The sequence below is a fragment of the Sphingomonas donggukensis genome, assembly GCF_023674425.1.
Classification (GTDB): domain Bacteria; phylum Pseudomonadota; class Alphaproteobacteria; order Sphingomonadales; family Sphingomonadaceae; genus Sphingomonas; species Sphingomonas donggukensis.
The window spans coordinates 577,143-589,347 of the sequence record NZ_CP098401.1; the positions used below are offsets into that span (position 1 = coordinate 577,143).

The window sequence follows — 12,205 nt, forward strand, 5'->3', positions numbered from 1 at the left end:
AGGACCGGGTATCGCGCGCGGATGGTTATGCGGTGGCGGGTTCGTGCAGGAACCGTGCAGGCGGCCCGTGCCCCCTAGTCGTCAGACCGGACGGCTTCGCCGACCCGCTGCCCGACGCGGCGTCTTCTCATCGTGCTCACGCACGCCGGGGGCGCCCGTCACGTCGACTGGCGCACCACCAGCCGCACCGGCAGCGCGCGCGTTTCCGCCGCATTGCCCGCGATCTGCGCGACGAGCGCATCGACCAGCACCGATCCGGCGTGGCCGTAATCCTGCGCGACCGTGGTCAGCGGCGGGCTGGCGAGGCCGGCGGCGGGGACGTCGTCGAAGCCGATGACGGCGACGTCGCGCGGCACCTGCCGTCCTGCATCGGCGAGCGCGCGCATCGCGCCGACCGCAATCAGATCCGATGCCGCGAAGATCGCGTCGAAGGCGATGCCGCGCGCGATCAGGCGTTGCGCGGCGACATAGCCCTCATGCTCGAACGCGGCGACATCGACCTGCAGGCCGATGTCGGGCGACAGGCCGGCGTCGCGCATGCCGAGGCAAAGGCCGCGGTAGCGGTCGGCATATTCGGGATAATGTTCGGACGCGTCGCCCAGGAACGCGATCCGGGTGCGCCCCTGCGCGATCAGGTGCTCCGCGGCCAGCCGCCCGCCCTGGATATTGTCGCAGCCGATCGTGGCGCGCGGCTGGCCGGGCTCGCCGCTGCGCACAGCCCCCCAGCGCACGAAATGCGTGCCCTGTTCGACCAGCTGGTCGATGCGCGCGCGATACGTCTCGAAATCGCCGTAGCCGAGCAGGATGATGCCGTCGGCCTTGCGGCTGTCCTCGTAATCGACGTGCCAGTTGGCCGACAGCTGCTGCGTGGACACCAGCAGGTCGTAGCCGCGCCGGGCGCACGTGCGCGTGATCGACCCCAGCATCGACAGGAAGAACGGGTTGATTCCCGAATCGTCCGATGTCGGATCCTCGAAGAACAGCAGCGCCAGCGTGCGCGTCTGCCCGCGGCGCAGGGACGATGCGTTCTTGTCGACCTTGTAGTTCAGCTGCAGCGCGATCGCCTCGATCCGCTTGCGCGTCGCCTCGCTGACGGTGCGGTCGCCGCGCAGCGCCCGGCTGACCGTCGGCTGCGAGACGCCGGCGCGTTCGGCGATGTCGAAGGATGTCGGCTTGTCGGTCGACATTGGTGTTGCTGTGCGTCCCTGCCCGGCACCGGTTCGTTGCGCGGCCGCTACAGGCTGTACCGCGAATGTCACGCCGGGGGAACCGCATGGCTGAATACGTATGCCGTCCGCTTCCTTTGCAGCGCGCCTGGACCCAGACAGGATCGCGAGGCCGTCCTGTGCGGACGGCGCCCCACCGCGCGGTACGACGCGGGACGGGCAATGGGGAGGACATGATGACCGTTTTCAACCGCCTTTCGGCCCGCAGCCGCAACCGCCTGTCGATCGGCTCCAGCGCCGCGACGCTGGCCGTGCTGCTCGTCGGCGCCGCGCCCGCATTCGCGCAGGACGCCACGAACGTGCCCGCGGAATCGCCCAGCACCGGCCCGGTCGCGCCCGGCACGACGCAGGACGACGGCGAGATCGTCGTCACCGGTATCCGCGCCTCGCTCGACGCATCGGCACGGACCAAGCGCACCTCGGCGATGATCGTCGATTCGGTGTCGGCGGAAGATGTCGGCAAGCTGCCCGACGTCTCGATCGCCGACTCGCTCGCGCGCATTCCGGGCGTCACCGCCCAGCGTCTGGAGGGTCGCGACCAGCGCCTGTCGATCCGCGGCCTCGGCCCCGATTTCTCGACCACGCTGCTGAACGGGCGCGAACAGGTGACCGTCGGCGATAACCGCGGCGTCGAATACGACCAGTATCCCTCGGAATTCTTCCAGAACGTCAATGTGTACAAGTCGGCCGACGCCGGCCTGATCGCGGCGGGCATTTCCGGCACGGTCGATCTGCGCATGTTGCGCCCGCTCGACCAGCGCAACCGCACCATCGTCCTGTCCGCGCGCGGCCAGATGAACGAGAAGGACAAGCTGAACCCCGACGGCACGCGCTACGGCTATCGCGGCTCGGCGACGTTCGTCGACAAGTTCGCCAACGACACGCTCGGCATCGCCATCGGCGTCTCGGCGACGCAGACCCCGACCCAAATCGAACGCTACAACGCCTGGGGCTTCCCCTCTGCGCCCGAGGTCGGCAACAACCTGATCCTCGGCGGCGCCAAGCCCTACGTCCAGTCGAACCTGCTCAAGCGCTACGGCGGTGTCGCCACGCTGGAATGGCAGCCGAGCGACAATTTCCACTCGACCTTCGACGCGCTCTATTCGAACTTCGAAGAAACGCAGCGCCTGCGCGGCATCGAATTCCCGATCAATCCGGGCTGGGGCGCGAACACCACGATCGCGCCGGGCTACACCGTGACCAACGGTCTGGTGACGGCGGCGACGATCAACAACGTCGTCGCGGTGCAGCGCAACGACTACAACCAGCGCAAGGCGGAGAATCTGTCGCTCGGCTGGAACAACGACATCACGATCGGCGAGACCACGCATCTGAAGATCGATGCGAGCTGGAGCCGCGCGACGCGCACCGACTTCCTGCTCGAGACCTATTCGGGCACCGGCTACAACCAGACGGGCGCGAAGGATTCGATCCGCATCACCCAGAACGGCGACGGCACCTTCGATATCGTCCCGACGCTCGACTACACCAACACCAGCATCATCCGCCTGACCGATCCGCGCGGCTGGGGCTATAACGGCACCACCGCCGTCGTGCAGGCCGGCTTCCTCAACCGTCCGGACTTCACCGACGACCTGAAGTCGCTGCGTGCCAGCCTGGACGGCGAATTCGGCAACCTGGGCGTCATCAAGGGTTGGGAAGTCGGCGCCAACTACAGCCAGCGCAAGAAGGAAAGCCGCTACACCTCCTACTTCCTGTGCCCGAAGGGTGGTGGGACGAATTGCACCGTGTCGAGCGGGACGCCGACCAGCCTGGCGGTGCCGTCCGACGTGCTGCTGAAGGAGCAGGTGGCGCTCGCCTATCTCGGCGTGCCCAAGATGCTGACCTACGACCCGCTGAAGGTGTACGGCCTGCTGAATTCGGTGTTCGACAACCGTCCGGACTCGCTGGTCCGCGACAACGACGTGACCGAGAAGGTGTGGACCGGCTACGCCAAGCTGGTGATCGACGGTCTGGCCGGGGGCAAGCCGCTGAAGGGCTCGCTCGGCGTGCAGGTCGTGCACACCGACCAGAGTTCCGACGGCGCGATCGCCAGCCTGCTGAACGGCGTGGTCACCACCGCCAACGTCAGCGGCAAGACCAAATACACGCATGTCCTGCCGTCGGCGACGATGTCGGTCGAGCTCCAGCCGAACTTCTACGTAAAGCTCGGCGCCGCACAGACGATGGTGCGTCCGCGTCTGGACCAGGAGCGGATCAACCAGGCAGTCGGCATCAACACCGCCAACATCGGTCGCGGCAGCCTGCCCCAGAACAGCCCGTTCAGCTCGAACGGCGGCAACGTGAACCTGCGTCCGTACCAGTCGACCAACGTCGACATCTCGCTGGAAAAATACTTCAACGAGGGCGGCTATGTCGCGCTGACCGGCTTCTACAAGCACCTGACCGATTTCGTCGATCCGAGCAGCAGCGAGTTGTACGACTTCTCGGCGCTGCTGTCGGCCCTGACGCCCGCGCAGCAGGCGACGGTGCGCAGCCAGAACGCGCAGTTCGGCCTGTTCTCTCGGCCGACCAACTCGGGCGGCGGCGACGTGATGGGCGTGGAGGCGACGGCATCGCTGCCGTTCCGGATGTTCAGCCGCAGCCTCGACGGGTTCGGCATCTTCGCGACCGGCACCTATGTCGACAGCCAGATCAAATACGGGTCGAACCCGTCGCAGACGATCACGCTGCCCGGCCAGTCGAAATGGGTCGCCTCCGGCACCGCCTATTTCGAGAAATGGGGCTTCCAGGCGCGGGCGACGTACCGCTATCGCTCGGACTTCCTGGCGGAGCTCGCCGGCCTGTCGGCGAACCCGGAATTCCGCACCGGCAAGGCAGAGGGCATCCTCGACGCGCAGATCGGTTACGAGTTCAAGTCGGGTCCGCTGACCGGCCTGTCGATCCTGGCGCAGGGCAAGAACCTGACCGACCAGCCGTTCGTCACGACCGAGGCGGGCGACCAGCGCCTGGTCCGCGAATACCAGCGCTACGGCCGGGACTATTATGTCGGCGTGACCTACAAGTTCTGATTGCGGCATCCCGCCCGCCCGCGGCACAGGTCGCGGGCGGGCGGAGGCTTGTGGGAGATTGCGCGTGGCGCCCGACACACCGATCACAATCGTCGTCGCGGGCGGGGGTGCTGCCGGATGGATGACCGCGGCGGCGCTCGGGCATTTCCTGGGCCAGGGCTTCCGCATCCGGCTGGTCGAATCCGAGGAGATCGGCATCGTCGGCGTGGGCGAGGCGACGATCCCGCAGATCCGGCTGTTCAATCAGGCGCTGGGCATCGACGAGGACGCCTTCGTCCGCGCGACGCAGGCGACGTTCAAGCTGGGCATCGAGTTCCTCGACTGGCTGCGTCCTGACAGCCGTTACATGCACGCGTTCGGCAACATCGGGCGCGATTCCGGGCTGCTCGCTTTTCACCACAGCTGGCTGCGGGGGCGGCGTGAGGGCGTGGCGGCGGACCTCGGCGCCTATTCGCTGAACAACCAGGCGGCGCTTGCCGGACGGATGCAGCGCGGGCCTGCGCGCACGGCGCAGGTGCTGCCCGACATGCCCTATGCCTTCCATTTCGACGCCGGCCTGTACGCCGCGTTCCTGCGCCGCTTCGCCGAGGGCAAGGGCGTCGAGCGGATCGAGGGGAAGATCGGCGAAGTCGTGCGCGACGGCGAGACCGGCGACGTGGCCGCGCTCGTGCTCGACGGCGATCGCCGGGTCGAGGGCGACGTCTTCATCGACTGCACCGGTTTTCGCGGGTTGCTGATCGAGGGCGCGCTGAAGGCCGGGTATGAGGACTGGACGCACTGGCTGCCGTGCGACCGGGCGATGGCGGTGCCCTCCGCACGCGCCGCCGACCTGACCCCCTACACCCGCGCCACCGCGCACGATGCCGGGTGGCAGTGGCGTATCCCGCTGCAGCATCGCACCGGCAACGGCATCGTCTATTCGAGCGCGCATCTGAGCGATGACGAGGCGGCGGCGCGGTTGCTCGCCAACCTCGATACCGCCCCGCTCGCAGAACCCCGTCCGCTGCGCTTCACCACCGGCAAGCGGCGTGAATTGTGGAAGGCGAACGTCATCGCGGTCGGCCTTGCTTCGGGCTTCATGGAGCCGCTGGAATCGACCAGCATCCACATGATCCAGTCGGCGATCGAGCGCATCCTGAAGCTGCTCCCCGGACGTTGCATCCGCCAGGCCGACCGCGACGAGTACAACCGCCAAGCCGACTTCGAATATGCCCGTATCCGCGATTTCCTGATCCTCCATTACGTCGCCAACGATCGCGAGGCGCCGTTCTGGCGCGAGCGGCGGGCGACCGAACTGCCCGACACGCTGCGCGCGAAGCTCGAGCTGTGGCGCGGTTCGGGCCACATCGTGCGCGAGCATGAGGAACTCTTCACCGAAGTCGGCTGGCTTCAGGTGCTGGTGGGGCAGGGGATCATGCCGGAGGGCAACCACCCGCTCGCCGACACCCCGCCGCGCGCGCAGATCGCGGAGTATCTCGATATCCTGGCCCAGTTGAACATGCGGGAGGTGGCGCAGATGCCGACCCACGCCGATTTCATTGTCGCGCACTGTGCGGCGCCGACGGCGGTGGCGGCATGAGCCTGCTGCTGGCGCTGCTCGCCGCCGCCGCCACACCCGCACCCGCGCAGGATTTCCGCGCGCGCCTGCCGGAAGACGAGGTCATCTACTTCGTGCTGCCAGACCGGTTCGAGAACGGCGATCGGTCGAACGATCGCGGCGGGCTGTCTGGCGACCGGCTGACCACCGGCTACGACCCGACGCACAAGGGCTTCTACCACGGCGGCGACCTGAAGGGGCTGACCGCGCGGCTCGACTATATCCAGGCGCTCGGCGCGACGGCGATCTGGGTCGGCCCGATCTTCAAGAACAAGGCGGTGCAGGGTGGGCCGGGTCGCGAGACCGCGGGCTATCACGGATACTGGATCACCGATTTCACCCGCGTCGACCCGCATCTGGGCACCGCCGAGGATTTCCGCGCGCTGGTCGCTGCGGCGCATGCGCGGGGGATGAAGGTCTATATGGACATCATCGCCAACCACACCGCCGACGTGATTCAGAACCGCGAATGCGTGGGGAAGACGGAGTGCGTCTATCGCAGCCGCGCCGATTATCCCTACCAGCGGCGCGGTAAGACGATGATCAACCGCGGGTTTGCCGGCGATGGCGTGCAGACGGCGGAAAATTTCGCGAAGCTGACCGATCCCACTTACGCCTACACCCCCTTCGTGCCGGCGGCGGAGCGGACCGTGAAGGTGCCGGCGTGGCTGAACGACGTCACGCTCTACCACAATCGCGGCGACACGACGTACCGGAACGAAAGCTCGACGATGGGCGATTTCGTCGGGCTCGACGACCTGATGACCGAAAATCCGCGGGTGCTGGCGGGCATGATCGACATTTTCGGCGGGTGGATCGACCGCTATGGCATCGACGGCTTCCGCATCGATACCGCCAAGCATGTGAATCCGGAATTCTGGGCAGCGTTCGTGCCGGCGATGCAGGCGCGTGCCGTGGCCAGGGGCATCCCGAACTTCCACATCTTCGGCGAAGTGTCGGAGCATGACATTCGCCCCGCAGCACTGGCGCAGCATACGATTGTCGACAAGCTGCCGTCCGTCCTCGACTTCGCGTTCAAGGAAGCGGTGGTGGCGACGGTCGCCGGCACGCGCGGCACCGACATTTTCGAGGCTCTGTTCGACGGCGACGTGCTGTATGCCAAGGGGTACGACACGGCGCGTATCCTGCCAACCTTCACCGGCAACCATGACGATGGCCGCTTCGCCACGTCGGTACGCTGGGCATTCCCGCAGGCAAGCGATGCCGAGATCCTCGACCGGGTGAAGCTGTCGAACGCGATGCTGCTGACCCTGCGCGGCGTGCCGACGATCTATTCGGGCGACGAACAGGGTTTCGTCGGCGACGGCGGCGATCAGGACGCGCGCGAGGACATGTTCGCCAGCCGGGTCGCGACGTACAACGACAATCGCCTGATCGGGACGAGCGCGACGACGGCGACGGCAAACTTCGGACGCGACAATCCCCTGTTCCGCGACCTAGCGACGTTGGCGAAGCTGCGCACGCGGACACCGGCGCTGACCCGCGGGCGGCAAATGCTGCGCGCGCGGCAGGAGACGCCGGGGCTGCTCGCGATCTCTCGGTTCGATCCCGTGACCGGGGCGGAGGTGCTGCTGGCGTTCAACACGTCCACCGCGCCGCTCTCCCGCGCGGTCGAGGTCGATGTGACGTCCGCGAAGTTCGAGACCCTCGCCGGTGCCCGCTGCGCAGCCCGCGCGACCGCGCCCGGCAGCGTCACCGTGACTCTGCCGCCGCTCGGCTATGCAGTTTGCGCCGCGGAGCGTGCCCGATGACCGATCCGCAGCGCGTGCCCGCGACCGCGCCGACCCGCGAATGGTGGCGCGGCGCGGCGATCTATCAGATCTATCCGCGCAGCTTCGCCGATTCGAACGGCGACGGCATCGGCGACCTGCCCGGCATCACCGGGCATCTCGACTATGTCGCGGCGCTGGGAGTCGATGCGATCTGGCTGTCGCCGTTCTTCACCTCGCCGATGAAGGATTTCGGCTACGACGTGGCCGACTACTGCGGGGTCGACCCGATCTTCGGCACGCTCGACGATTTCGACGCGCTGGTCGCGCGGGCGCATGACCTGCGGCTGAAGGTGATCGTCGACCAGGTCTATTCGCACACCAGCGACGAGCACCCGTGGTTTACCGAAAGCCGCGCGAGCCGCACCAACGCGCGGGCCGACTGGTACGTCTGGGCCGATGCGAAGGCGGACGGCGCGCCGCCCAACAACTGGCAGTCGGTGTTCGGCGGCCCGGCGTGGACGTGGGACGCGCGGCGCGGGCAATATTATCTGCACAATTTCCTCAGCAGCCAGCCGCAGCTGAACGGGCATAACCCCGACGTGCAGGCGGCGTTGCTGAACGTCGCGCGCTTCTGGCTGGATCGCGGCGTCGACGGGTTCCGTGTCGACGCGATCAACTTCGCGATGCATGACCCTGCGCTCACCGACAATCCGCCGGCGCCGACCGGCAACGGAGTCCGCACGCGGCCGTTCGATTTCCAGCTGCACGTCCACAACCAGTCGCATCCCGACATCCCGTTGTTCCTCGAACGGCTCCGCGCGCTGCTCGACAGCTATGGCGGCAAGTTCACCGTGGCCGAAGTCGGCGGGGCGGACAGCGACCGCGAGATGAAGGCGTTCACGTCCGATCGCCGGCGGCTCGACAGCGCCTATGGCTTCGACTTCCTCTACGCCGCCGAACTGAACCCGAAAGTGGTGGCCGAGGCGGTCGAGAACTGGCCCGACACGCCCGGCACCGGCTGGCCGAGCTGGGCGTTCGAGAACCACGACGCGCCGCGCGCGATCTCGCGCTGGGCGGCGCCCGACCAGCGCGAGGCGTTCGCCGCGGTCAAGATGCTGCTGCTGGTCTGCCTGCGGGGGTCGATCATCCTCTATTACGGCGAGGAGCTGGGCCTGACTCAGGTCGACGTGCCGTTCGAAAGCCTGCAGGATCCCGAGGCGATCGCGAACTGGCCGCTCACCTTGTCGCGCGACGGCGCGCGCACGCCGATGCCGTGGCGGTCGGATGCGGCGGGGTTGGGCTTTTCGGGGGCGACGCCGTGGCTGCCGACCGGGCCGGACCACGCCGCGCTGGCCGTCGATGTGCAGCAGGGCGATGCGGGCTCGATGCTGGCGCTGACGCGGCGGTTGTTGGCGTTCCGGAACACCAACGACGCGTTGCTGACCGGCGGCATCACCGTCCGGGTTGCGACCGACACGCTGCTGGTGTTCGAACGCGCGAGCGCCGACGAGGTGCTGCTGTGCGCGTTCAACCTGGGAAGCGAGGCCGCCGACTGCACGCCCGCGCAGCCGGGGCGCTGGCGCGTGGTAGAGCAAGTCGGCACAGTCGATCGATGGAATCTGGCCGGCCTGTCGGGCCTGGTCGCGAGGAGAATGGCATGATGATGCGGATGATGGCGAGCGTGCTCGCGCTGGTGGCGGCGACGCCCGCGTTGGCGGAAGTGGTCGCGAAGGCGGAATCGCCCGACAAGTCGATCAGCGTCGCGGTGTCGATCGATAACGATGGGCGCCCGACCTATGCCATTACGCGCAAGGGCAAGCCGCTGGTGAACGACAGCGCGCTCGGCTTCCTGTTCACCGACGCGCCCAAGCTCGACCGCTATTTCGCGCTGGTCGATGCGAAGACCGCGAAGTCAGATACCAGCTGGACCCAGCCGTTCGGCGAATGGACGACGATCCGCGACAACCACGTCGACCTGACTGTGCGCCTCAAGGAAAAGGTGCGCCAGCAGCGCGAGATGACGGTCACCTTCCGCGTCTTCGATGACGGCGTCGGCTTTCGCTACACGCTGCCCGACCAGCCGAATTTGCACCACGCCAACATCGCCGAGGAGCTGACCGAGTTCGCGATCGCCGAGGAGGGCACCGCGTGGTGGAAGCCTGCATACGGCTGGAACCGCGAGGAATATCTCTACAATACGACGCCGATCAGCAGCATCGGCACCGCCCAGACCGTGCTGACGATGAAGCTCGCGTCGGGCACCCACTTGGCCATCCATGAAGCGGCGCTGGTGGATTATTCGGCGATGAACCTTGCGCGGTTCGAGGGCACGAAGCTGCGCGCGAACCTGACGCCCGGATCGGGCGCGCCGAAGGTCAGCCGCGACGCCGGCTTCTCGACGCCGTGGCGGACCATCGCGATCGCCGACGATGCGCCGGGGCTCTACAAGGCCAGCCAGATCACGCTAAACCTGAACGAGCCGAACAAGCTCGGCAACGTGTCGAGCTGGATCAAGCCGGGGAAGTTCGCGGGCGTCTGGTGGAACATGATTACCGGTCGCTGGAGCTGGGCGCGTGGGCCGCAGCACGGCGCGACGAACGCGCACGTCCGCCAGTACATCGACTTCGCCGCCGCGAACGGCATCCCCGGCGTGCTGGTCGAGGGCTGGAACGTCGGCTGGGACGGCGACTGGTTCGGCAACGGCAACGACATGAACTTTGCCCAGCCGACCGCCGATTTCGACGCCGCGGGCCTCGCCGCCTACGCCAAGTCGAAGGGCGTGTACCTGATCGGTCATCACGAAACCGGCGGGTCGGCGAGCCACTACGACAAGCAGCTCGACACCGCGTTCAAATTCGCGGCCGACCACGGCGAGCCGGTGGTGAAGACCGGCTACGTCACCGACGCCGGCCAGATCGAGCGGGTGGACGCCGACGGCACGACGCACCGCGAATGGCATGAGGGGCAGTGGATGGTGAACCACTACCTGCGCGTCGTGCAGGCCGCAGCGAAGTACAAGGTGTCGATCGACAGCCACGAACCGGTCAAGGACACGGGGCTCCGCCGCACCTATCCCAACTGGGTCGCGCGCGAGGGCGGGCGCGGCATGGAATATATGAGCTGGGCGGGGAAGAACCCGCCCGAGCATGAAGCCAATATGGTCTTCACCCAGCTGCTCGGTGGGCCGATGGACTTCACCCCCGGCATCGTCAGCCTGAAGGGGTCGGAGAATTCGGACCTGCCCTCCACGCTCGCCAAGCAGCTGGCGAATTACGTCGTGATCTACTCGCCGGTGGTGATGGTCGCCGACACGCCCGCAGCCTATGCCAAGGTGCCGGGCGCGTTCCAGTTCATCAAGGACGTGCCAACCGACTGGTCGGAGACGCGCGTTCTGAACGGCGAGGTCGGCGACTATGTCACGATCGTTCGCAAGCAGAAGGGATCGAGCGACTGGTTCCTGGGCGCGGTCGGCGATGAGCAGGCGCGCGCCAGCACGATCGCGCTCGATTTCCTCGATGCGGGCAAGACCTATACCGCGCAGATCTATCGCGACGGGCCGGGCGCCGATTACCGCACGCCGACGCGCCATGCGATCACGATCGAGAGCAAGCCTGTGCGCAAGGGCGACACGCTGAAGCTGGCCTTGGCGCCGGGCGGTGGGCAGGCGATCCGTTTCGTCGCGCCGGGCAAGCGCCGCAAGTGATGCGCTGGATCGCCGCCCTGCTGCTCGCGTTCGCCTCTGCCGGCAGCGCGCAGGCGCAGCAGGGCGGGCGGTTCGACGAGATGTTCGTGACCGCGGGCGCGCCGATCGGCGAGGTCCATGCGACGGTGTGGCTGCCGCCCGGCTATGACGCGGGCAAGCAGCGCTACGGCGTCGTGTACATGCAGGATGGGCAGAATGTGTTCGTGCCCGCGCGGTCGGGCTTCAACAAGGTGTGGGGCGCGGACAAGGCGGTCACGCGGCTGGTCGCGGCGGGCCGCATCGCGCCGCTGATCGTCGTCGCGATCGATCATCCCGGCAAGGCGCGCTATCGCCAGTATTTTCCGCAGGCGCTGTACGCGGCGGCGACGCCCGCGGTGCGCGCGGTGTTCGACAAGGCAGCGGAGGGGCCGATCACGGGCGACGCCTACGTCGATCTCCTCGCGCACACGCTGAAGCCGATGATCGACCGCGCCTACCGCACCCGCCGCGATGCTGCGCACACCGGCATCATAGGGTCGAGCATGGGTGGGCTGATCTCGTGCTACGCCTTCGTTCGCAGGCCCAGGGTGTTCGGGCGGGCGGGGTGCGTATCGACCCACTGGCTGTTGACGATGCCGGCCGACCTGCCGCCCGACGCCGACGTGCTGGGGTTGTGGGAGACATATCTTGCCGCGAACCTCGGCAAGACGGCGGGGCGGCGGTTGTGGATGGACCACGGCACCGAGACGCTCGACGCAAACTACGCCCCGTGGCAGGCGCGGATCGACGCGGCGGTGACGCGGGCCGGCTGGGTCCGTGACCGTGACTTCGCGAGCCGCGAATACAAGGGCGCGGCGCATGAGGAGAACGCCTGGGCGGCGCGGCTCGACGACATCCTCGCCTGGTTGTTCGCGTGAGTGAGCCGCACCCTAGAA

Annotated in this window: 7 protein-coding genes; 6 read left to right on the forward strand and 1 reads right to left on the reverse strand. The window is 67.5% G+C overall.

Annotated features, from left to right (window positions below):
• Positions 1-158 precede the first annotated feature (158 nt).
• The gene (locus M9980_RS02880; RefSeq protein ID WP_250753136.1) at positions 159-1,187 is read right to left on the reverse strand and encodes a LacI family DNA-binding transcriptional regulator; all 1,029 of its coding nucleotides are present in this window, start codon (positions 1,185-1,187) and stop codon (positions 159-161) included.
• A gap of 212 nt (positions 1,188-1,399) precedes the next feature.
• On the opposite strand from M9980_RS02880, the gene M9980_RS02885 reads away from it, so the two are divergent.
• From M9980_RS02885 to M9980_RS02910, 6 genes are all read left to right on the forward strand, one after another.
• On the forward strand, positions 1,400-4,258 hold the full coding sequence (locus tag M9980_RS02885) for a TonB-dependent receptor (protein ID WP_422921379.1): 2,859 nt from the start codon (positions 1,400-1,402) through the stop codon (positions 4,256-4,258).
• Between the two features lie 121 nt (positions 4,259-4,379).
• Positions 4,380-5,837 carry a tryptophan halogenase family protein gene (locus M9980_RS02890; protein WP_250755038.1) on the forward strand — a complete coding sequence of 486 codons (1,458 nt, stop codon included), beginning with the start codon at positions 4,380-4,382 and terminating at the stop codon, positions 5,835-5,837.
• Positions 5,834-7,627, forward strand: coding sequence for an alpha-amylase family glycosyl hydrolase (locus tag M9980_RS02895; RefSeq protein ID WP_250753138.1), 1,794 nt, complete (start codon positions 5,834-5,836; stop codon positions 7,625-7,627). Before M9980_RS02890 ends, M9980_RS02895 begins: the two co-directional genes overlap by 4 nt.
• Entirely contained in the window at positions 7,624-9,249 is a 1,626-nt protein-coding gene (locus tag M9980_RS02900) for an alpha-amylase family glycosyl hydrolase (protein WP_250753141.1), read from the forward strand. Before M9980_RS02895 ends, M9980_RS02900 begins: the two co-directional genes overlap by 4 nt.
• 2 nt (positions 9,250-9,251) lie before the next feature.
• The gene (locus M9980_RS02905) at positions 9,252-11,291 is read left to right on the forward strand and encodes a glycoside hydrolase family 97 protein (protein WP_422921404.1); all 2,040 of its coding nucleotides are present in this window, start codon (positions 9,252-9,254) and stop codon (positions 11,289-11,291) included.
• Positions 11,291-12,187, forward strand: a complete 897-nt coding sequence (locus M9980_RS02910; protein ID WP_250755040.1) for an alpha/beta hydrolase — start codon at positions 11,291-11,293, stop codon at positions 12,185-12,187. The genes M9980_RS02905 and M9980_RS02910 overlap by 1 nt, the downstream gene beginning before the upstream one ends.
• The last annotated feature ends 18 nt before the right edge of the window (positions 12,188-12,205 follow it).

Coding starts and splice junctions, on each gene's coding strand:
- M9980_RS02905 (WP_422921404.1), top strand. CDS start 9,252: ATGCGGATGATGGCGAGCGTGCTCGCGCTGGTGGCGGCGACGCCCGCG.
- M9980_RS02895 (WP_250753138.1), top strand. CDS start 5,834: ATGAGCCTGCTGCTGGCGCTGCTCGCCGCCGCCGCCACACCCGCACCC.
- M9980_RS02890 (WP_250755038.1), top strand. CDS start 4,380: ATGACCGCGGCGGCGCTCGGGCATTTCCTGGGCCAGGGCTTCCGCATC.
- M9980_RS02900 (WP_250753141.1), top strand. CDS start 7,624: ATGACCGATCCGCAGCGCGTGCCCGCGACCGCGCCGACCCGCGAATGG.
- M9980_RS02910 (WP_250755040.1), top strand. CDS start 11,291: ATGCGCTGGATCGCCGCCCTGCTGCTCGCGTTCGCCTCTGCCGGCAGC.
- M9980_RS02880 (WP_250753136.1), bottom strand. CDS start 1,187: ATGTCGACCGACAAGCCGACATCCTTCGACATCGCCGAACGCGCCGGC.
- M9980_RS02885 (WP_422921379.1), top strand. CDS start 1,400: ATGATGACCGTTTTCAACCGCCTTTCGGCCCGCAGCCGCAACCGCCTG.